Raw genomic sequence first — 19,511 nt, 5'->3', positions numbered from 1 at the left:
TTCCTCACAAATAATGATCAATTAATAAAAACAAAAATAACAACATCAGATAGATGATAGAGAAACGGAAGGTACGCATTGCAATCACTGCTTGCTTGCTGCGATATAAAACGATTCCCCAATATAAAAATCGTGCGCCCAGAGCCAATGCTCCGGCTAAATAAACCAACCCGCTCATTTTTACCGCAAATGGCAATATACTAACTGCCACGAGCAGAATAGTATAAAGCAGCACATTCAATTTGGTGTAGTCAATACCGTGGGTAACTGGCAGCATTGGAATTTCGGCATGACGATAATCTTCAAAACGGTAAATAGCCAACGCCCAGAAATGCGGCGGGGTCCAGGTAAAAATAATGAGAACCAGTAATAATGCTTGCGGGTCGAGCTGATTGGTTACCGCAGTCCAACCTAGTAAAGGCGGCGCTGCGCCAGCTAAACCGCCTATAACAATATTTTGTGGAGTAGCGCGCTTAAGATACCCAGTATAAACCCCGGCATAACCAATCAAAGAAACAAACGTTAATACGGCCGTTAACCTATTGACGAATAAAATTAGAATGACAAGCCCGCCCACACCTAACACGCATGCAAATAAAAATGCCTCTTTTACCGAGATTCTCCCGTGAGCAATAGGCCTTTTTTTGGTGCGTGCCATCATGGCATCAATGCGTTTATCCACCAAATGGTTAATGGCAGCTGCACTGCCTGCGCATAAACCTATACCCAATAGTGCACTAGTTAATGTAGCGACAGGCACCCAGCCTGGTGTGGCTAAGTACATCCCTACCACCACGGTAAGCAACATCAAAGCCACGACACGAGGCTTGCATAACTCCAGGTAATCCCGCCATGTGCTACTTACGAATTGTTCATTAATTAGCTGCATGGATTGCATTCCCTCTCGATAAATAAAGCAAGCTGCACATGGCAGCAAACAGCAATGCTGCCAGGCCATTATGTGCAACAGCCACCTTTAATGGCAATAAATAAATCACATTGAATACACCGAGTAAGAATTGCCCCAGGACTAACAGGAGCGCTGCTAAAGCTACGGCACGCAGGTGGCTGTATTGAGTTTTCTTAAGCAAGCATAATGCTAAAATAATGACATAAGACGCCGTAACGTAAGCTCCGACTCGGTGAATGAATTGGATAGTTACCCGCACATGGTTGTCCAATAAACCACCTTGATAATTAGCGCCTACCGGAGAAAACAAATTAAACCCTTGGGAAAAATATAAATCAGGCACCCACTCCCCGTTACATTGCGGAAAACCCACACAAGCTACGCCGGCATAATTGGAACTCACCCATCCACCCAAAGCAATTTGCATGAATACAAGCAGCGCGCCCAAGGCTATCCAAAAACGCCACCGCGGCAAATATTTAGGCGTAAAATCGCTCAATTGCCAGCGGAAATAACAAAGAGTTGCAAAAATCAGCATACCACCTAAAAGATGCGCCATGACTACAATGGGTAATAATTTCAAGGTGACGGTCCACATTCCCAAAAGCGCTTGGAATAGGAGCAATCCCAGCAAGATAAGTGGCAATTTTTTGGATACTTGTATTGCATTTTGCGAAAAAACTGGATTTTCACTGCGTAAAAACCGGTGGTAACGATGGACTCCTAAAAAAATGCAAAGCGTTAGCAAACCTAATGAGCCGGCAGCATAGCGATGGATCATTTCCGTCCAAGCTTTTTGTGTTTCAATGAAAGCTCCAGGATATTGCGTTTGCATATGCGTTAACTTATTTTGTGCCGTAGGTAATACCAAATGCCCGTAACAACCTGGCCAGTCAGGACAACCTAATCCTGCATCGGTAAGACGTGTAAATGCACCCAACATCACCACAAATAAGGCTAATATTAAAGCCAAAGTGGTGATACGCCTTAAAAATTTAACACTCATCAGCTATCACTCTTTCATATTCAACAAACGTTTTACATCATGGAAAATATCAGCAGGTTTGGCGGACGTTTCATAAGACATGACCAAATACCCTGCTGGATTTTGTAGATAAATCAAGGAAGCAGGCGGTAAATTGACCTTGTCATCTGCCTTTAACCTACGTTTATAAATTTCTTCATCCTGCAAAATTTGATTTTGTGCCAAACTGATCTCAGGCGCGCTTGCTCCCAGCCATAACCAGGTTTCTACTTCATATAAACGCCGGCCTAATGCCAAGCGACTTCTTGCCAGTTTGTCCAGTTGCTGCATGCATGCTGTTTCACAAGTGCCCGGGCTCCACAAAATTAATCGCCATTTGGCGTTTTTATTTTCATGCGCCAGCAACTGCGGCGGATTTAACAATTTTCCTCTATTGATCTTCTTTCCCCCCAGCCAATCGGGATGAGTATAAAAAAAATAAGCAAATATTCCTGGAGCGAGAAATACAAGCGCTAAAAATAAGAGAATAAAATAATTACTACGAAACTTTTTCATATCGTTTCAACATATCCTGGATGTTTATGCTTACAGATTATGGAAAAACCATTGTTCTGATATTACGCACTACAAATAAGAAAAAAAGGGCTAATGCCAAGCCAAACCACTGCACAGCATAGGCATAATGGCGTTCAGGCGGCATGGAAACGACAATCCATTCACGCACATAACCATGTGCTGCATGTTTATCAAGACGAATAATAAACGGATAGACTGATTTTTGCAAAAATTGACTGATTGCTTGCGCATCGATTGCCTCAATAATGGCCAACCCTTCTTGTTTTTTTTCTATTAATTCACCTAAAACTATTTTTTTCGCAGATGGGTAATAGACTTGCCCGCTTAATTTAATTTCTTCTTTTGGCGTTACAACTTCGGGCAAGTTTTTACGGGTTAGATCGCCGGCCACCCAGCCCCGATCAATTAACACGATGTGTTTATTATTCAGCACAAAGGGCGATAACACATGATAGCCAAACCGGTGTTGATGATGTTGGTTATCCAGCAGTAAAACAGCCGGTAAATACTTACCGACAACATTCACCGGCTCATAAGCCAGAGGTAACTCCTGCGCCGGATGCCAGGATCTGGGTACAGACGCGGAAAATTTTTTTTCTTGATTAATAAGCGCTGTTTTTTCATGGGCACGCTTAAGTTGCCAAAACCCCAAGCGGGTACAAAGTGCGACTGCACTGATTGCCAAGGCGACTATTAGCCAATTTGAGATGAAACGCTGCTTAAAACCAGTTAGACTTACCATTTTGATACATACAGCTCGCTGTAAGAAGTCCGGGAGTATAGCAAATGTTGGTGAAGGCGATCATCCTTATTGTCATGTTAATTATTCTAATCGCATTGGGAAGCGGACTTGTCTTTCTTGTGCGTGACGAAGGTAAAACAAAACGCACCGTCAAAGCATTAACCTGGCGCATTGGTTTATCACTTAGTTTATTTATTTTACTGTTTTTGGCTTTTGTTTTTGGCTGGATTACACCTCACTCTTTATAAGGGATTTCATTCAGCAGCGCGATGTAGTAGTTTGATTGTGTTTTACCGATGGCAAATGAGGATATGAAAATGCGGCGAGTGTTTTATATGATGTTATTGATGTCTGCCTCTGTCTGTGCCGATACAATTGATCATTATATGAATATTGCTAACAACATACCGCAAATGGAAATGAAAGCAGATCCACAGGCGCAAGCCTGGGCGAGATCAGCAAGAAACGTTCTTCTTTTAACCAGTGAAAGCATTGCCGAAACCCTGCTTTTAGCTAATGACACCGCCAAAGCGAGCGGTTCGCCTCTATTTTGTCTGCCCGCCGGCATGCAACTTAATCCAACCATGCTAAATGAATTGATTCAGCAAACTTACCGCGAAATTTCAAGCCAGCAAAGCGATAAAGATAGAATGACCGTCTCCCAAGTAGCGCTACTTGGGGTACGCAAGCAATATCCTTGTTCGCCAACCCAAAACCCTACGCCCATTGCCACGCCCAAAGAAATGATGCATGTAAGTGCCTCCGAATAAGGCACTTACATGCTTTACTTGATTTATTGAGAAAATTCTTCAAAAGCTTGTAAGGCTTCTGCGGCATACATCAAAGAAGGGCCACCGCCCATATAAACGGCCATACCCAAAGTTTCCAGCAATTCTTCACGCGTAGCGCCATATTTCACTAAAGCTTGTGAATGAAAACCAATACACCCGGGGCAATGATTGGCAACAGCCAATGCCATGGCAATGAGCTCTTTGGTTTTTTTGCTCAATACTCCATCCTTGGTGGCAGCCTGGGACAGGGCAGAGAAACCTGCCATTACTTCCGGCAATTCCTTGCGCATTTTTGCCAATTGCGTGCTGATATCTTTGGTCACATTGCTGAATTTATCTGACATGATGGCATTTCCTTTAAATGAAAAAGACCATCTTAGCACAAGAATAATTAAAAAAATAAGGAGCTTATGGATTCACGGTAATATCGAATAATAAGTAGCGCCCGCAATTGGGGCGCTATCATGCTGCCTAGTGGGGTGACTGTGCTCTTTCTTCACACACTTTATTTACCACTTCACCGCATGTCTTTTTATCGTGCGTTACCCGGGCTATATCCCCCAAGGAAAGGATACCTACCATTTTTTTATTTTCGCGATTATCAAGAACAATTAAGCGGCGCACTTGCAACTCACCCATGTTTTTGGCGGCACTTTCAATCGAATCGTCTTCATAGCAATAATAAACTCCTTTATGCATGGCTTCTGAAGCTTTGCTATCCGCATCCCCTCCCTCAGCAAGGCATAAGGCTATGTCTCGATCCGTAATCGTACCTAATAATTTTTCCCCATTACCAATCGGTATAATTCCGGTATCTAATGATTTCATGATTTTGGCAATTTCACTTAACGTAGAATCGGGGCTACAATAGGTAGGACTTTCAGTCATGACCTCTTTAATTTCCATATTTCTTCTCCTTCAATACCTTGTATTGACTAAAACAATACACTTGCTTGACCCATTCGTATTTTTATTGGGTATATTTAATTATAGTAGTTTTAGTTTCTAACCGATTTACTTAAATGGATTCGCATGCGCTTACAGAAAGTCAAACTCATTTTTATTATGGTTGTCACCCTGATTTTTTTGGGTTTATTCGCTTTTATAGGAAGAAACCACATAATTCCGTTATTTTTCCTGCCAACGGCTCCAAAAGCGCAAGCCGGTAAAAATCATATAAATTACGCTGAAGAATTAGTGGCTGTGAATTTAAATGCACCTTGGGAAATGGTTTTTCTACCTAATCATGACTTCTTGGTGACCGAACGCAATGGCAAATTAAGACAGTTAGGCAAGGTTGAAAAAACGCTTGTGGTACCCGACGTTTATCCAGTAGGCGAAGGCGGGCTCCTAGGAATGGCTCTTGATCCGGATTTCCCGCAAAATCACCATTTATATTTATACTTCACCACCAAAAAAAACGGAAAGCCAGTCAATCAAGTCGTGCGTTACGTCTACCCAGAAAAAGGAGAACTTGTCGATAAGACGATTATTTTGGCGGATATCCCTGCCGCACGATTTCACAATGGAGGACGCATTAAATTTGGGCCTGATGGTTATTTATATGTGTCCACCGGTGATGCGCAAGATCCTGAATCAGCTCAACAACGTACATCTCTTGCCGGGAAAATTTTGCGGATAACTAAAGATGGCATGCCAGCTCCAAACAATCCTTTTAATACAGCGGTTTATTCTTTTGGTCATCGCAACCCACAGGGATTGGCTTGGGATGAACAGGGGCAGCTATGGGCTACAGAGCATGGACAAAGCCATTATGATGAACTGAATTTAATTTTAGCAGGCAAAAATTACGGATGGCCGCAAAACCAAGGTTACCAGCAGGCAAAAGGGATACAACCTCCTGTACTTACCTCAGGCGGAAAAGAAACATGGGCGCCTTCAGGCCTTTGTTACGCTATGGGCAATTTATTTTTTACAGGATTAAGAGGACAAGCTCTGTATCAAGTGCCGCTTGACCCGCAAAAAATAAAAATAGGCAAATTAAACATGCACTTTCACAGGAAATACGGGCGCTTGCGCAATGCGGTATGCGGGAAAGACGGTTTTTTATACTTAATGACTGCCAATACAGACGGAAGAGGCTGGGCAGGTGCCGATGATGACAAAATCATTCGTGTAAAGATATGGAATCTTTACTAGACAGCTCCGGCTCCCTCATCCCAGGCAACGCGCTGTCAGGCTGCTAAATTAATTTTCTGCCTTAAAACCCCCATTGTTTGCTCTTTGGCTTGCAGCGGTTTAAAAAGCATACACAAGGGAAAGACAAAAAAATTCTATGCTGGTGTATGTTAACGATGTTTGCAGCGACGGAGTAAGAACTTAATGGTGCAACATTTTACTGGCGGAAAATTGCCCATGGATAACCCCTGGATAAGAAGATTACACACTATAATTGCCACCGCTGCACAATCTCATATTTAGACTGGCCTTCTCTTCCAGAAGATTTTACCAAACAAAAATCCCTGACAAACCAAGTCAGAGCAGGAATAAGTGCCGCTTTTTTTATCATAAGTTTTCTGGCAATAGTCACGTGCGGCACAAAAGGCCTACACTCCGGTTTAAACCCAAGGCCAAGCAAGCGATGATTTAAAGTTTCCACCAATTCGCATAATCCCGCAGGCACTTGCTCAACTCCAAGCCATGCTATCTGGGCTCGTTCCCAGCTATCTGCCTTACAAATGTTCATTGCAAATGGTTTAAGATGTATTTTTGCTGGCAAATCCATCGCTTGCCGTAAAAATTCAGGGGGGACTTGTCCTAAATAAACTAAAGTCAAATGCAGATTTTGCAAGGAAGTCGGCTTGCTTTTATCTCTCTCTATAAGCGCTCGGGCTTGCTCATATAAAGCCTGCGCCGTTTTTTCATCAGGCCATAAAGCAAAAAAATAACGTTCTGATGTTTTAGGGTGGCTTAAGACAGCACAACGCTTCAGCAATCCTTGTAAAGCAATGACTATTGCTTGGTTGCGTATTTCGGTGCGATTTCCCTTAAATTGATAACATTGGGAATACGTGTCTTGCCAGTCGCCCGCCCAGGCAATCCAAACTGTACCCACAGGCTTTTGCTCACTGCCGCCACCAGGACCCGCAACTCCAGTAATGGCAACACTTACTTCTGCCCTACTTGCTGCGATCGCCCCCTCTGCCATTGCCCGGGCAGTTTGCTCGCTCACCGCGCCATAAGAGGCAATGAGGCGGTGAGGTACGCGCAGCATATCTTCTTTAGCCTGATTGCTATAGGTGACGAATCCGCGCTCAAACCACTGCGAACTGCCGGGGATTTCGGTGATGACAGAAGATAAGCCGCCACCGGTGCATGATTCGGCCACAGCACAGCGAATCTTTCGACGCAGCAAAAGAGAGCCGAGTTCTGCAGCCAATGCATTATGGTTTGCTTGAGCCATAAGTTTAACGTTTGAATATTTCTTGCAGAAAATTTTGCATTGCCAGCCACGCCCGATGTTCCGTTTGCGGATTATAAATAGTACCTAATTTTTCATCCTGAGCTTGTGGGTTCATAAAAGCATGCTTGGTATGGCCGTACATGTATACTTGCCAGTCAACGTTTGCTGCCGTCATTTCCTGGCAAAACTCATCCACTTGTGCGGGAGGTACCATGGGATCGTCATAGCCGTGCAAGGCTAGAATTTTTGCCTTGATTACGTTAGCAGAGAGATTCTCAGGCTTGTGCAACAACCCGTGAAAACTCACCGCCCCTGCTATATCAGCGCCGCTGCGCGCCAAATCAAGCGCACACAATCCACCAAAACAAAATCCAATCACAGCAATCCGTTGCGTCGCAACTCCCGGCATCTCTTTTACCGCATTAAATGCTGCGAGCAATCTCTCACGCAGCAAGGCACGATCCTCCACAAAAGGCTGCATCAAAGCCATTTTTTCTTCTGTGGTTTTTCCGATACGCGCTTGCCCGAATACATCAACAGCAAACCCTATATACCCTAATTTTGCCAATTCTTCTGCTTTACGGCAGGCAAATTCATTGCGGCCTGACCAATCGTGCACAATCAGCACAGCAGGCACTGTGTCGCCTTCCTGTGCAGCATTGGCCACAAAACCACGAAGCTCTTCATGATCATGACGATAAATGTAATCGGCTGTTTTCATTTATAAATCCTTTATATTTCAGTATGGCGTAAGTCTAAATCGATATGGGCAAAAGTCAAAATTGAACATGCCCATAAACGTGTTTAACAATATTCCTACTAACTCGAATTTTCTACTATTATGATAATAAAAATACCTGTTTTTGTTTACGGGTATCAGAAACTCAAGCCGTACTGGAAAGAAACACGAGCAAAGCTTAACAGGGACGGGCCAGTAGATGATTACAGACTCATTGAAAAGTTTTCGGGATTTTTTATACTCGCACATCTGTTATCAATTATTCATTACCCCAGTCTTATTTCCTTTGGAAAAGGAATATCGGGAATTTGCCAGGCGTGCTTGCGAATATTTGCAAAAAGAGCGCACTGAATCGCTGCACTGCGATCACCCACGCCATCATGTTGTTCATCATTTTGCTGCCCCAAGACCTGGGGCAAGAAAAATTTTGATTACTCATGGTTGGATGTCTCGCGCTGCCTATATGGCGCGTTTAATTCGCGCCCTGCATCAACAAGGCTTTGACGTATATGCGCTTGATTTTCCAGCGCATGGAGAAGCAAAAGGATTGCAATTACTGTGGACTGATGCCATTACCACACTGCAGCGCACCTTGAATGAACTGGGCCCTTTTTACGGGGTTATCGGGCATTCCTTCGGCGGCTCTGTGATCCTTAATACGTTAAATTTAGGCCGGCAATATCCTAACTGGAAGATAAATAAAGAACCTGAACGTGTGGTGATGCTGGCCTCGCCCACTAGAATGCGCACTCCTATCATCCGTTTAGCACGGCAATTTAAATTAACAGGAAAAGGATTCTTATTATTACGTAAGGCTTTTCGAGACAAAACAAACCTTGATCCCAAAAGTCTGGATTTTCGCAACTACACAAAACATGCCCATACGCCTTTTCTTTGCATCCATGGGGAAAAAGATGAAGTAATCACACCCCGTGAATCCATTATCTTTTGCAAGCAATACTCTTTTGCATCGTTAGCCTTGTTGCCAAATGTAGATCACATCGGCGTTTTATTGGATGCACGCGTGGAAGACATGGTCAGCAACTTCCTGCACCGTTAATTCTGGCTTTCTTTGCGGCGGGCAAGCAAGGTAGCCGAATATTGATCCGTAGGCATAATAATGACTTCACTGATGTTTACATGCGCCGGACGCGACGCACAATACCAGACTGCATCAGCAACGTCATCACCACATAAAGGAGTCATTCCCTGGTAAACCGCAGCAGCCCGGGCTTTATCACCTTTGAAACGCACGACGCTGAAATTGGTTTCCACAGCCCCTGGGTCGACCGTACTGACACGCACTTTCGTGCCAAAAACATCCATTCTAATGCCTTCCGTCAAGGCTTTGACTGCGTGTTTAGTGGCACAATATACTGCGCCATTTGGATACACATAATGACCGGCAATTGAACCGATGTTGATGATATGTCCTGCATCACGTTTCACCATGCCAGGTAACACTGCTCGCGTTACATATAATAAACCTTTGATGTTGGTATCTATCATGCGCTCCCAATCTTCTATTGTGCCTTCAGAGAAAGATTCCAAGCCCAGCGCAAGACCGGCATTATTCACCAAAATATCAATCTCTTGCCAAGCTTTGGGAAGTTGGGATAGCACTTGCTGTACTTCCTGCTGACGGCAAACATCAAGCTTCACAATGTGCACATCGGCATCATATTCCTGCTGTAAGGTTTCCGCCAATTCCTGTAACTTATTAAGCCGCCGGGCGCCCAATAACAATTTGGCGCCCTCTTCTGCAAATTTTTTAGCACAGGCAGCTCCAATGCCACTGGATGCGCCAGTGATGAACACAATTTTATTAGTTAACATAAGTGTAATTTGTCCGAATAAAATTTCCGCTTACATGCAGCCACTCTAAAGGATAAGAGTTTCATCCAAAAAATAAAAATGATCAACGGGCCCATGCCCTTTCCCGATTTGCTGGTTGCTTCCAGCAACAATCGCATGGAAAAGATATTTTTTAGCCAGTTGCACCGCGGTAAGCAAATCTTTCCCCTGCGCCAGAAACGAAGCAATTGCTGCAGATAAACTGCACCCAGTTCCATGGGTATTTTTCGTATGGATACGCGGCGCGTGAAACCAATGAGACGTATTGTCTGCTGTCACCCACAAAACATCAGAAGCCTCGGGGGCATTAAGATGGCCGCCCTTTAACAGCACATTAACTTGATATTCTTCTGCGATACTGCGTGCAGCATGTATCATGTCAGCAGACGATTCTATGCACATGTCCAAAATTTTTTCGGCTTCGCTTATATTGGGTGTAATCAGGGTTGCTGCAGGAATCAATTGCTCTTTCAGATAAGAAACGGCCTCTTCCTTTAGCAATGCGCAGCCATTTTTTGCGACCATGACCGGATCCAGAATAACATACTCAGGATGATGGGTTTGTAAACTCTGTGCAACTACATGCATAACCTCGTGATCGTGCAGCATACCAATTTTAACGGCTTTGATGTGCAAATCTTGAAATACAGCATCCAATTGTTGAGCGATGAAAGCGGTGGGAACTTCCTGAATAGCCTGCACTCCCTGCGTATTTTGCGCTACCAAAGCCGTAATGACAGAAGCCGCATAACTGCCTGTTGCTGATATCGCCTTGATATCTGCCTGGATGCCTGCGCCTCCGGAAGGATCGGTTCCTGCTACGGTCAATACACAAGGCGGGTGTCTCATGATGCTTCCCCTTGAGCCACTTGATATAAGTGATCTAAAAACTGCATTTTAAAACTGCCTGGCCCTGGTGCCGTTCTTGCGGCGAGCTCACCACAACGGCCATAAAATCGAGCAGCAGCGACAGCAGCGGCAAAATAATCGCTATGCACTGCGCAAAAAGCAGCGACAACAGCAGTAAAAAGGCAGCCGCTGCCGGTGACCAAAGGCATTAAAGCTGAGCCACCTTCTATTAATTGCTGCGCGCCGGGATGAACGATGAGATCGGTTGCACCGCTAGCCACAACCACCAAATTTTTTTGTCGGGCCAACTGTTGTGCTGCTACCAATGCCGTGCGGCTATCTTCAGTACTATCTACCCCTTTTGTCAATCCTTGACGTCCTGCCAGTGCTTTAATTTCACTGGCATTACCTCGAATTACGGCAAAAGGATAAGAATCAAGTAATTGCCAACATGCTGTGGTTCGGGCAGCGGTTGCCCCGGCACCTACCGGATCTAAAACCAGGGGAATGTTTTTTTGAGTTGCAGCCTGGCATATGCTGTCGGCCAACTCCATGAAATCAGCATCTAAGGTACCAATATTAATCACGACTGCCGCAACGAAATGGGCTAGCGCGCTTGCATCCTCCAGGCTATGACTCATGACAGGCGATGCACCCATGCACAATAATCCATTGGCTACAAATTCCATGGAAACATAATTAGTAATATTTAAGATGAGCGGATTTTTATTTTGAACTTGGCTAATCAAACAATTTTCATCACTGGTCATTAATCGTCTCCAATAAATCAGCAGCAGCTTGATAACTGTCTGGCTGGTGAAGTGCACTCACCACGGCAATGCCAGCCACACCTTGTTTTATAACGTCTTGTGCATTACCAAGCCCAATTCCGCCAATGGCAATTACCGGATGTTTGGAGTTGTCTACAATGAAACGAAGTCCTTCTAAGCCCCAAGTCGTTTTACAATCTGGCTTAGTCGCGCTGGGGAATACCGCGCTCGCCGCAACATAATCAATGCAATCAAGCGTATTGGCGTATTCAAGTTGTGCGAATGTTTCAATGGATAGCCCAATTATTTTCTCAACACCCAAGCGCTCGCGGGCTATAACAGGGGAGGCATCTGCTTGTCCTAGATGCACTCCATCTGCCCCTATGGCAATCGCCAAATCAATGGAATCATTTACGATAAGAGGTACGGAAAATGGCTGCAACGCGCGTTTAATGGCCATTCCCCAATGGTAAGTCTCATGCTGACGGCTGGATTTATCGCGAAGCTGAACCATGCTGACTCCGCCTGCTACCGCTTCGCAAATTAATTTTAAATAGGATTCTTCGCTGTAACCATGAAAATTGGTTACTAAACATAACTTAAATGTGGCAATCATCACACTCCCTCCGCAGGCATTATCCAGTGCAGGTTGTGAGGGTTTTTCTCAGCTCTCGAATTGCAAAGAGCACCCCTGGTGAATTTGCTGCTATGGTAAAGAGCCTGCCTTCGCAAGTCAATATTTCTTTAAGCTATACTTGTATTATAAAAACTCACTTGGATTATGATGTCTACACCTGAAGTTGAAGTAAAAGAAGCCATGAGCAGCGAAAAGCTGCATAATAAAAATTGCCATGCTTACTTGCTAAAAATAAAGGAAGCTATTCCTTCTCAGGCAGTGCAAAATTTACCGGAAAATGTAACTTCTTTATTTGCAGAACTTGCAAAAATCGAGCCAGCCTACCATCCAGAAACCGCTTATGCAGACCTTTATTCACGTTTTTTTCGCGTTGTAGAGGATGAATTTCTCCCTTGGATTAAAGATAGCGATAATATCGAAATTGAAAGAGAGTGGGATAATTTTTTCTTTGCCATTTATCACAACGACAATAACATCCTGCCTAACACTTATGAAGCCATCCGCGAAATTCCCGCTAACCACCGCCCTGTAGCCAATGCCATTGAACATAAGGTTTCTCAATCACTGCTGGACAGCAAGAGCCAGCGAATAAATAAAGAAGCGCAAACACCGGCTGAGGCAGGCTCTGCCTACGGCCGTTTTACAGCGATGATTTCTGCAAATTTTAAACCGCAGCACACCACCAGTATTGCTACGGTTCGTACCTATCAATATAACGATGGCGCAATCAATCCTGAAAATAAGAAAGGGGTGACAGAATATCGCTTTGGCACGCAAGCACAACGCCACCATGGCGAAGTGCGGGTAAGTCCTTTATTTGAGCATTGGCTGCAGGTGCAGGAACGTCAAGCCTCGGAAAAATCGATCACGCATATTTATTTTAACAACTTGGGGAAAGATAGACCCAAGAAATTGGATTTTGAAGGGCATAAAGAAAAAGCTTTAACCACTGCCCTGCATGATTTAGAAACTGACCATGAAAACATCGCAGTGATTACTTTGCCCGCTGATAAAGGATTAATGTGAAAATCTGATTTTAAAAAAACCAATGATCACCATTCTTATCAAAAAGTACGTGAGGAATTTTTACACATTCCCCTGGAAGATGGGAAAGCCCAAGAGACGGTGCGGGATTTTCATATCAGCCCTAAAATTAGAACATTATTATTCAGCAATCAGGGAGGTATTTATTCACAACAACTTGAAAAAAATAAATTAAATGAATTACTGGATAAAAGTTTCAGACAAATGGGGATAAATCCTGAAACTGCACAAGAATTATCGAGCGCACAACGACAAGCGGTTTGGTTCCATTTCACTAAATATGAGTTACCAAATTTTATCATTGAAACAATTAATCCTGTAAGCATTAATTTTTCCTGTAAGGACGCGATCGATCGCGGCGGCGTATCTTCTGCCTATTATAACCTGATGAAATCTATAGAGAGCGGGCAGCCACTCAGTCGTAAAGAGTTCGAATGTGCTTTGCACGCCGCCCCAGCTATGGTTAAAGCCCGCGGCATGAATCATCATAGTAAGCTAATCTGGAACACAGTGGATGCTTACATCAATCAAAACTACGAACAAATTCGCGATGATCCTAAAAAAGCATGGTTAATTGAATGGAGAGATTTAAATTGTCCACACAGTCGTGTGGAAGCCCTTCTCAATTTACGCACGGCGCAAGTTCTGCAGGAATTAAGGCAAAGAGAGGCAAGCCTGCAAAATTCTAACCTTATCCCTGCCAAAGAAAACCAACTTGAATTAAAAAGCATTGCGCAAGGAATAAAAATCCTCGAAAACATTGAGCAACAGCACATTGCCGGTGTAAGCGGCAAACGGCTGCTATTGGAGGCTGTAACGCGTACTGCAGAACTCCTCCTACCTTCAGTAATCCATGTTCAAGATGCAAGAATAAATATCCAACAGGAAAAAAATCTGGCGAGCTATCTGACTTTGGCTAAAGATTTGACGGTTAAGTACCCTGCTTTGCAGACTCTGGGCGGCTTTATGAAAGCATTAGTTGGTACCATACTCTTGCTCCCGACTTTTGGGCTTACCAAGGGCTGGGTAGAAAAAGGATGGGCTACTTGCAAAGCTGGATTCGCAGGAAGGGAAAAAGGCTTACTGCATGATGAGGGAAGCAGGAGCACCCAAGTTCATGAAATGCAAGCACTTGTCGAAGAACAGAAAAAATATAAAGAGCAAATGAATGCCGTGAAGGAACAAGACCATGCCAAGGAAAATGAAGACGTCAAACCAGTTGATGGGATTACTTTAGTCTAACGTCTGGCGGTAGCGTTTGATACTGACATACATCACCACGGCTGTAAATACGATGATGGGGATAGTTTCTTTCCAAACCTCCCAGAAACCATTGCCTTTCAATAAAATCCCGCGCACAATGATTAAAAAATGTGTTAATGGCAATGCGTTGCCAACATACTGTGCCCAATCCGGCATACCGCGGAAAGGAAACATGAAGCCGGATAATAAAATCGAGGGCAAAAAGAAAAACATGGCGCTTTGCACTGCTTGCAGTTGGTTGCTGGCGAGCGTGGAAAAAGTAAGCCCCATGGCAAGGTTCGCTGCAATAAATGGCAAGCACAAGATGAGCAACAATAACACACTTCCCTGCATGGGTACGCCAAATAAAAATTTGGCCATGAGTAAAATCAATAAAACTTGTATATAACCTACAATGATATACGGCACAATCTTGCCAATCATCACTTCAATGGGTTTTAGCGGTGTAGCCAGCAAATTTTCCATGGTACCGCGTTCATATTCACGCGTAATAGCCAATGCAGTAATGATTACCATGGTCATGGTAAGAACAACGCCTAATAATCCCGGAACAATATTGAATGCCGTAATGGCCAAAGGATTATAGCGGGCATGCACTATGGGTTGATAAGGTTTTATGGTAGCAATTAACGAGGAAAGCTCGCCTTGCAATTCTTCTTTTAGTGATGAATAAGCCAAATCAGCAAACACGGCAACCGCCCTGCTGGTTGCCGCCGGATCAGTCGCATCGGCTTCCAACAATAATTCAGGTTGTAAACCCTTAATCAAATCATGGGAAAAATCCACTGGAAAATTTAACACAAATTGTATTTTTCCTCTTTTTAATAACTCATCTGCTTCGCCAGCAGAGATGGCGGGCTTGATAAAGCGAAAATACGTAGAATTCTCCATGCTTTTTAAAATCCGCCGGCTGTAAATGCTTTGTTCATCGCCAATAATGGCGGTGGGTAAATGGCGAGGATTCATGTTGATGGCATAACCAAATAAGATTAATTGAATTAACGGGATTCCTACAATCATGGCAAAAGTGGCTTTATCGCGGCGCATTTGAATAAACTCTTTCAGCATGACCGCAAGCAAACGGGAATTAGCCCATGATCTCACTTACTCTCCTTAAAATTGGTATCTGAAAATTCCAGTCATTCATTCTTAAAACACCACTGCTCACTACTTTTAATTGTTTGCTAATCTCTCTAGGCCATCATGACAATATATAATCATTTTGGCCATTAGATTTTCATGCATCTCAGCCAAGGTCTTGGATTTAAGCACATAATTTTTTATGTAAGCAATCCGCATGCTGCTAGATTCGCATACATTTAAGGAATGACATGCCATCATCATCTCGCAACTCATTATCAAAGCAAATTTCGATATAAAAAATTACGCGGCTAACTTAAAGCTGGCCGAACAATAATGATTAGAACTGATTGCTGAACGTCCAACCATTCGTTCATTTTCTTAAGCGAAAATTAAACCGGATTAAGCAACCGCAATAAGTAAAATTCAAGGCCAGCTCTGAATTATTAGACCCTCACCATCATTTAAACAATATTTACGTCAAAGATCACACCCGTCTTTTAAATTTGCTTCCTGATTTAACGCTATTTATTTAGCCTTAAGGGAATTACGGTTCAATGCGATACGCGAAGAGCAACTATTTAGCAGAAAATATCTAACCGACGTACAATTTCTAGGCCGCGCACCTAATAAAAAATGATTCGAACCCCAGGAGCGCAAAATTATAATTCTACTGCTTATATCGCGGTGAAAACACTCCCTCGCAATTTAAAGAAGGCTTCATGCTTATGCAAGCCAGCATAAACGTCTGTCGCTGCTGTGATATTTACGGCCCTGAGACTACAGAAAGTTGGGAAGATTTAGAACGTTACCTTGATCATCGCTTGCGCCATAAAGCCGAATATTCGTTTTCATAGCCGATAACCCATACTCCTCTGCAAAAGGAAAGAAAAAAATTTGCCGCAGCAATATCGAGGCCGAATATAAAACAAGATTCTTTTTTATAAATTTTGGATTCAGCAAGATGCAGAAAGTGCAAGCTGTACAAGCGCTAAAACAAGCCTTAAATGGAAAAGATGTAGACTTGCTGCCTCATTTGGGTGCTTTCTTAACAGCGAGCTTGGAAGAATTATCCGAAATTTTTCTCAAAACTACGGATACGAGCTCTTTTGAAGAAAAATATTAACACATTATCGGACTTGATCCCCCACCTCGCTACCTCGTCCATGCATAAATTAAACTCCAGATAATTAACAATATTAATTTTGCCTTTGCGCTTGATGCACCAGGCTAATGAATGCATCCTCCAAAGTTGAAGCAATTTCTTCCCAGGAAATATCTTGAGTTTGCGCTAGCTGTTGCAAGCCATGCTCGATAAGTTTTACATCAAAACCACAGACATGAATTTGTCGGCCAAATAAAGCAGCTTGTGTGATACCTTGAATTTTTTTCACTTCCTGCAATAGCTTGGTAGTAATATCTCCTCTTAGCTCCCAGGTGCGCAAGCGGGTGCTTTTGATGACTTCATCCACAGTACCGGTAATGATTAATTTGGAATTGGCGATATAAGCCAACCGCGTACAACGTTCAGCTTCATCCATGTAATGCGTTGACATCAGTGTGGTAATGCCTTGCTCGCTCAAGCTGTGTATTCTGTCCCAAAAATCACGGCGAGCAATAGGATCAATACCTGCCGTCGGCTCATCAAGCAACAATAAGTCAGGTTTATGTAATAAGCATGCCGCCAATGCCATGCGTTGCTTCCACCCTCCCGATAACTCACCGGCCAATTGTTTACGCCTTGTGGTTAAACCAAAATCCTCCATGATTTCAGCGATGCGTCGCTTACGATCCGCAACCAAATACACATTGGCAATAAAATTTAAATTTTCCTCTATGCTAAGATCGGTATAAAAACTAAAGCGCTGGGTCATATAACCAACATGTTCTTTAATTTTGCCTGATTCTTTGACGATATCGTATCCCAAACAAGTACCTTCTCCTGAATCCGGTGTTAACAAACCACAAAGCATGCGGATCGTAGTTGTCTTGCCACTGCCATTAGGGCCTAAGAAACCAAATACTTCTCCTTTTTTTACGTGCAGATTAATATCATCTACAACAACCTTGTTGTTAAAGGATTTTCTAAGGTTTGCCACATTGATGATTTCTTCACGCACCATTCGCAATTCCCGTTATTGTTACGGGTTGCCCCGGTTTAAAACGTTGCGGATTTTTGAGGGCGGCTTTGACGCGAAAGACCAAATAGTCACGGTTTTCGTAAGTGTAAACTAATGGAGGTATGTATTCTGCCTCTGGGGAAATATAGTTAATCACGGCTTCATTCCTATCTGCACATCCATCACAGGTAAAATTTACCGATTGTCCTATGTGTAACGAACTTAAGGCTCTTGCAGGTACAAAGAATTCAATTCTTATATTATCCGGAGTTAATAATGAGGCGATTGGTTTTTGATTAGCGACGAATTCTCCTTGACGATAATAGGTATCGAAGATAATTCCATCCCCTGGAGCAACAACACTTTTTTGCTGCAGACGCCAGGTGGCTTGTTGTAAATTTGCTGCAAGAGCTTCTATACGTGCTTTTTGCGCGTTGATTTGTTCTTCGCGGCTACCTTGTAAGGCCAATTCAAGATTTGATTCATACTGGGCTTTTAAATTCTGCAATTCTTTATAACGCGTTTCAGCCTCGTCCAAAACATCTTTTGACGCTGCTTGTTTGGCGACTAACTGGCGATAGCGTTGCACGCGTAATTTGGCTAATTCAATTTGCTCGGTGACTTGCGCAATTTGCGCATGTAACGCGGCAAGTTCAGGCAATCGGGAGGGATTTTGCAAATCCTGTAAAATCTTACGTGCTTGCTTAAGGTCGGCCTTGCTTTGCTCAATGGCCAAAATTTCAGGATTAGGATCAAGTTCAAACAACAATTGCCCTTTTTTAACTTGTTGACCTCGTTCCACTGCTTTCTTTTGCAAGATACCGGAGTATGGCGAAGCCAAAAAGATTAATTCGCCTTCAATGTAACCATTGTAAGGTATTGGTGGCGTGTTCCCGCAACTTAATAGAAAAAGGGCAAAGAAAAGAAACAGAATCCTGTTTTTCATGAAATTTATAAATAGCATCCTTTTTAATAGTATACCCTGCCTCATGAAAATATAAGAATTCTCCGAAAAATATAGGCAATGTCCTGAAAAAGTTTCAGAAATATCCTGCTTAACAAGTATTAAGCAAAGATATTCGCTTACGATTGCTGCAAATTTTCATAAACAATTGGCAGCACGATCGGTTATAGACAATAAGGCAAATTTTAGGCGAAAAAAAAGCGGCTATTGAAGCCGCTTTCAGGTAAAAAGCCCTGGCGATGACCTACTTTCACATGGGGAGACCCCACACTATCATCGGCGCGAGTTTGTTTCACTTCTGAGTTCGAGATGGTATCAGGTGGTTCCAAACGGCTATAGTCGCCAGGAAAAACGTTAGCAGGCAATTACCTGCTGGTAAAGATTGAGGTTGCACAAGCATTAGGCTCTAAACCTGAACCTACTCAGGTTATATGGTCAAGACAATCAGCCAATTAGTACGAGTTAGCTTCACACATTACTGCGCTTCCACACCTCGCCTATCAACGTCGTAGTCTTCAACGGGCTTCATGGGAAAACTCATCTCGAGGGAGGCTTCCCGCTTAGATGCTTTCAGCGGTTATCCCGTCCAAACTTAGCTACCCGGCAATGCAACTGGCGTCACAACCGGTACACCAGAGGTTTGTCCACTCCGGTCCTCTCGTACTAGGAGCAGCTCCTCTCAATTTTCCTACGCCCACGGCAGATAGGGACCGAACTGTCTCACGACGTTCTAAACCCAGCTCGCGTACCACTTTAAATGGCG

22 protein-coding genes, 2 rRNA genes and 1 riboswitch are annotated in these 19,511 nt (G+C 43.4%); of the genes, 7 read left to right on the top strand and 17 right to left on the bottom strand.

Annotation, left to right across the window (positions count from 1 at the left end):
- Window positions 1-4 precede the first annotated feature (4 nt).
- Genes cyoE through ELY11_RS01165 form a run of 4 tightly spaced genes read right to left on the bottom strand, consistent with a single transcriptional unit; the run spans window position 5 to window position 3,213 of the window.
- The gene (cyoE, locus tag ELY11_RS01180) at window positions 5-889 is read right to left on the bottom strand and encodes a heme o synthase (protein WP_127032348.1); all 885 of its coding nucleotides are present in this window, start codon (window positions 887-889) and stop codon (window positions 5-7) included.
- The gene (locus ELY11_RS01175) at window positions 876-1,916 is read right to left on the bottom strand and encodes a COX15/CtaA family protein (protein ID WP_127032347.1); all 1,041 of its coding nucleotides are present in this window, start codon (window positions 1,914-1,916) and stop codon (window positions 876-878) included. The genes cyoE and ELY11_RS01175 overlap by 14 nt, the downstream gene beginning before the upstream one ends.
- A 6-nt stretch (window positions 1,917-1,922) precedes the next feature.
- A complete protein-coding gene (locus tag ELY11_RS01170; protein ID WP_127032346.1) occupies window positions 1,923-2,450 on the bottom strand; it encodes a hypothetical protein in 528 nt (175 codons plus the stop codon).
- Between the two features lie 37 nt (window positions 2,451-2,487).
- On the bottom strand, window positions 2,488-3,213 hold the full coding sequence (locus tag ELY11_RS01165; RefSeq protein ID WP_126953967.1) for an SURF1 family protein: 726 nt from the start codon (window positions 3,211-3,213) through the stop codon (window positions 2,488-2,490).
- 44 nt (window positions 3,214-3,257) lie between these two features.
- On the opposite strand from ELY11_RS01165, the gene ELY11_RS01160 reads away from it, so the two are divergent.
- Both ELY11_RS01160 and ELY11_RS01155 read left to right on the top strand, forming a co-directional pair.
- Window positions 3,258-3,461 (top strand): twin transmembrane helix small protein, encoded by a 204-nt coding sequence (locus ELY11_RS01160; RefSeq protein WP_126953966.1) that lies wholly within the window; start codon window positions 3,258-3,260, stop codon window positions 3,459-3,461.
- A 69-nt stretch (window positions 3,462-3,530) separates the two neighbouring features.
- Entirely contained in the window at window positions 3,531-3,983 is a 453-nt protein-coding gene (locus ELY11_RS01155; RefSeq protein WP_126953965.1) for a phosphatase, read from the top strand.
- Between the two features lie 23 nt (window positions 3,984-4,006).
- Here ELY11_RS01155 and ELY11_RS01150 read toward each other — a convergent pair whose 3' ends face one another.
- A complete protein-coding gene (locus ELY11_RS01150) occupies window positions 4,007-4,348 on the bottom strand; it encodes a carboxymuconolactone decarboxylase family protein (protein WP_126953964.1) in 342 nt (113 codons plus the stop codon).
- 127 nt (window positions 4,349-4,475) lie between these two features.
- Entirely contained in the window at window positions 4,476-4,910 is a 435-nt protein-coding gene (locus tag ELY11_RS01145) for a CBS domain-containing protein (protein WP_126953963.1), read from the bottom strand.
- 126 nt (window positions 4,911-5,036) lie between these two features.
- On the opposite strand from ELY11_RS01145, the gene ELY11_RS01140 reads away from it, so the two are divergent.
- Entirely contained in the window at window positions 5,037-6,164 is a 1,128-nt protein-coding gene (locus tag ELY11_RS01140) for a PQQ-dependent sugar dehydrogenase (RefSeq protein WP_127032345.1), read from the top strand.
- A 247-nt stretch (window positions 6,165-6,411) separates the two neighbouring features.
- Here ELY11_RS01140 and thpR read toward each other — a convergent pair whose 3' ends face one another.
- The gene (gene thpR, locus ELY11_RS12345; RefSeq protein ID WP_127111383.1) at window positions 6,412-7,428 is read right to left on the bottom strand and encodes an RNA 2',3'-cyclic phosphodiesterase; all 1,017 of its coding nucleotides are present in this window, start codon (window positions 7,426-7,428) and stop codon (window positions 6,412-6,414) included.
- 4 nt (window positions 7,429-7,432) lie between these two features.
- Complete coding sequence (locus ELY11_RS01130; protein WP_126953961.1) at window positions 7,433-8,149, bottom strand: dienelactone hydrolase family protein; 717 nt, start codon at window positions 8,147-8,149, stop codon at window positions 7,433-7,435.
- A 217-nt stretch (window positions 8,150-8,366) separates the two neighbouring features.
- Here ELY11_RS01130 and ELY11_RS01125 point away from each other — a divergent pair, with 217 nt between their 5' ends.
- Window positions 8,367-9,227: an alpha/beta hydrolase gene (locus tag ELY11_RS01125; protein ID WP_126953960.1), complete on the top strand. Its 861-nt coding sequence runs from the start codon at window positions 8,367-8,369 to the stop codon at window positions 9,225-9,227.
- On the opposite strand, the gene ELY11_RS01120 is transcribed toward ELY11_RS01125, so the two are convergent.
- The 4 genes from ELY11_RS01120 to thiE form a co-directional block, all read right to left on the bottom strand.
- Window positions 9,224-10,003: an SDR family oxidoreductase gene (locus ELY11_RS01120; protein ID WP_126953959.1), complete on the bottom strand. Its 780-nt coding sequence runs from the start codon at window positions 10,001-10,003 to the stop codon at window positions 9,224-9,226. The genes ELY11_RS01125 and ELY11_RS01120 overlap by 4 nt on opposite strands.
- A 45-nt stretch (window positions 10,004-10,048) precedes the next feature.
- Window positions 10,049-10,870: a bifunctional hydroxymethylpyrimidine kinase/phosphomethylpyrimidine kinase gene (thiD, locus tag ELY11_RS01115; RefSeq protein WP_126953958.1), complete on the bottom strand. Its 822-nt coding sequence runs from the start codon at window positions 10,868-10,870 to the stop codon at window positions 10,049-10,051.
- Complete coding sequence (thiM, locus tag ELY11_RS01110; protein WP_127032344.1) at window positions 10,867-11,640, bottom strand: hydroxyethylthiazole kinase; 774 nt, start codon at window positions 11,638-11,640, stop codon at window positions 10,867-10,869. The genes thiD and thiM overlap by 4 nt, the downstream gene beginning before the upstream one ends.
- Window positions 11,630-12,256, bottom strand: a complete 627-nt coding sequence (thiE, locus tag ELY11_RS01105; RefSeq protein WP_127032343.1) for a thiamine phosphate synthase — start codon at window positions 12,254-12,256, stop codon at window positions 11,630-11,632. Before thiE ends, thiM begins: the two co-directional genes overlap by 11 nt.
- Window positions 12,244-12,343, bottom strand: a riboswitch (TPP riboswitch). (Overlaps the previous gene by 13 nt.)
- A gap of 81 nt (window positions 12,344-12,424) precedes the next feature.
- Between thiE and ELY11_RS01100 the strand changes: the two genes are divergently transcribed.
- A complete protein-coding gene (locus tag ELY11_RS01100) occupies window positions 12,425-13,303 on the top strand; it encodes a hypothetical protein (protein WP_127032342.1) in 879 nt (292 codons plus the stop codon).
- Window positions 13,304-13,402: 99 nt separating this feature from the next.
- Window positions 13,403-14,563, top strand: a complete 1,161-nt coding sequence (locus ELY11_RS01095) for a hypothetical protein (RefSeq protein WP_127032341.1) — start codon at window positions 13,403-13,405, stop codon at window positions 14,561-14,563.
- On the opposite strand, the gene ELY11_RS01090 is transcribed toward ELY11_RS01095, so the two are convergent.
- Window positions 14,555-15,688 (bottom strand): ABC transporter permease, encoded by a 1,134-nt coding sequence (locus tag ELY11_RS01090; RefSeq protein WP_233579557.1) that lies wholly within the window; start codon window positions 15,686-15,688, stop codon window positions 14,555-14,557. The genes ELY11_RS01095 and ELY11_RS01090 overlap by 9 nt on opposite strands.
- Window positions 15,689-16,628: 940 nt before the next feature.
- On the opposite strand from ELY11_RS01090, the gene ELY11_RS12340 reads away from it, so the two are divergent.
- Window positions 16,629-16,790 carry a hypothetical protein gene (locus ELY11_RS12340; RefSeq protein WP_158614977.1) on the top strand — a complete coding sequence of 54 codons (162 nt, stop codon included), beginning with the start codon at window positions 16,629-16,631 and terminating at the stop codon, window positions 16,788-16,790.
- A 73-nt stretch (window positions 16,791-16,863) separates the two neighbouring features.
- Here the strand turns inward: ELY11_RS12340 and ELY11_RS01085 are convergent, their stop codons facing one another.
- From ELY11_RS01085 to ELY11_RS01070, 4 genes are all read right to left on the bottom strand, one after another.
- Complete coding sequence (locus tag ELY11_RS01085) at window positions 16,864-17,787, bottom strand: ABC transporter ATP-binding protein (RefSeq protein ID WP_126953954.1); 924 nt, start codon at window positions 17,785-17,787, stop codon at window positions 16,864-16,866.
- Window positions 17,777-18,730 carry an HlyD family secretion protein gene (locus ELY11_RS01080; protein WP_158615158.1) on the bottom strand — a complete coding sequence of 318 codons (954 nt, stop codon included), beginning with the start codon at window positions 18,728-18,730 and terminating at the stop codon, window positions 17,777-17,779. The genes ELY11_RS01085 and ELY11_RS01080 overlap by 11 nt, the downstream gene beginning before the upstream one ends.
- 249 nt (window positions 18,731-18,979) lie before the next feature.
- Window positions 18,980-19,095: ribosomal RNA gene (gene rrf, locus ELY11_RS01075) — 5S ribosomal RNA — on the bottom strand.
- Window positions 19,096-19,179: 84 nt separating this feature from the next.
- Window positions 19,180-19,511: ribosomal RNA gene (locus ELY11_RS01070) — 23S ribosomal RNA — on the bottom strand; the annotation flags it as partial.

Source organism: Legionella septentrionalis, from assembly GCF_003989745.1.
GTDB classification, from domain to species: Bacteria; Pseudomonadota; Gammaproteobacteria; order Legionellales; family Legionellaceae; genus Legionella_A; species Legionella_A septentrionalis.
This window is presented reverse-complemented; position numbering and strand designations above follow the sequence as displayed.

Bases quoted from the DNA above. Each gene is read 5' to 3' on its own strand.
- ELY11_RS01170 (WP_127032346.1), bottom strand. From the start codon at position 2,450: ATGAAAAAGTTTCGTAGTAATTATTTTATTCTCTTATTTTTAGCGCTT.
- ELY11_RS01120 (WP_126953959.1), bottom strand. From the start codon at position 10,003: ATGTTAACTAATAAAATTGTGTTCATCACTGGCGCATCCAGTGGCATT.
- ELY11_RS01160 (WP_126953966.1), top strand. From the start codon at position 3,258: ATGTTGGTGAAGGCGATCATCCTTATTGTCATGTTAATTATTCTAATC.
- ELY11_RS12340 (WP_158614977.1), top strand. From the start codon at position 16,629: ATGCAGAAAGTGCAAGCTGTACAAGCGCTAAAACAAGCCTTAAATGGA.
- ELY11_RS01140 (WP_127032345.1), top strand. From the start codon at position 5,037: ATGCGCTTACAGAAAGTCAAACTCATTTTTATTATGGTTGTCACCCTG.
- cyoE (WP_127032348.1), bottom strand. From the start codon at position 889: ATGCAGCTAATTAATGAACAATTCGTAAGTAGCACATGGCGGGATTAC.
- ELY11_RS01150 (WP_126953964.1), bottom strand. From the start codon at position 4,348: ATGTCAGATAAATTCAGCAATGTGACCAAAGATATCAGCACGCAATTG.
- thiD (WP_126953958.1), bottom strand. From the start codon at position 10,870: ATGAGACACCCGCCTTGTGTATTGACCGTAGCAGGAACCGATCCTTCC.
- ELY11_RS01145 (WP_126953963.1), bottom strand. From the start codon at position 4,910: ATGGAAATTAAAGAGGTCATGACTGAAAGTCCTACCTATTGTAGCCCC.
- thiM (WP_127032344.1), bottom strand. From the start codon at position 11,640: ATGACCAGTGATGAAAATTGTTTGATTAGCCAAGTTCAAAATAAAAAT.
- ELY11_RS01085 (WP_126953954.1), bottom strand. From the start codon at position 17,787: ATGGTGCGTGAAGAAATCATCAATGTGGCAAACCTTAGAAAATCCTTT.
- thpR (WP_127111383.1), bottom strand. From the start codon at position 7,428: ATGGCTCAAGCAAACCATAATGCATTGGCTGCAGAACTCGGCTCTCTT.
- ELY11_RS01175 (WP_127032347.1), bottom strand. From the start codon at position 1,916: ATGAGTGTTAAATTTTTAAGGCGTATCACCACTTTGGCTTTAATATTA.
- ELY11_RS01155 (WP_126953965.1), top strand. From the start codon at position 3,531: ATGCGGCGAGTGTTTTATATGATGTTATTGATGTCTGCCTCTGTCTGT.
- ELY11_RS01125 (WP_126953960.1), top strand. From the start codon at position 8,367: ATGATTACAGACTCATTGAAAAGTTTTCGGGATTTTTTATACTCGCAC.
- ELY11_RS01165 (WP_126953967.1), bottom strand. From the start codon at position 3,213: ATGGTAAGTCTAACTGGTTTTAAGCAGCGTTTCATCTCAAATTGGCTA.
- thiE (WP_127032343.1), bottom strand. From the start codon at position 12,256: ATGATTGCCACATTTAAGTTATGTTTAGTAACCAATTTTCATGGTTAC.
- ELY11_RS01080 (WP_158615158.1), bottom strand. From the start codon at position 18,730: ATGAAAAACAGGATTCTGTTTCTTTTCTTTGCCCTTTTTCTATTAAGT.
- ELY11_RS01100 (WP_127032342.1), top strand. From the start codon at position 12,425: ATGTCTACACCTGAAGTTGAAGTAAAAGAAGCCATGAGCAGCGAAAAG.
- ELY11_RS01130 (WP_126953961.1), bottom strand. From the start codon at position 8,149: ATGAAAACAGCCGATTACATTTATCGTCATGATCATGAAGAGCTTCGT.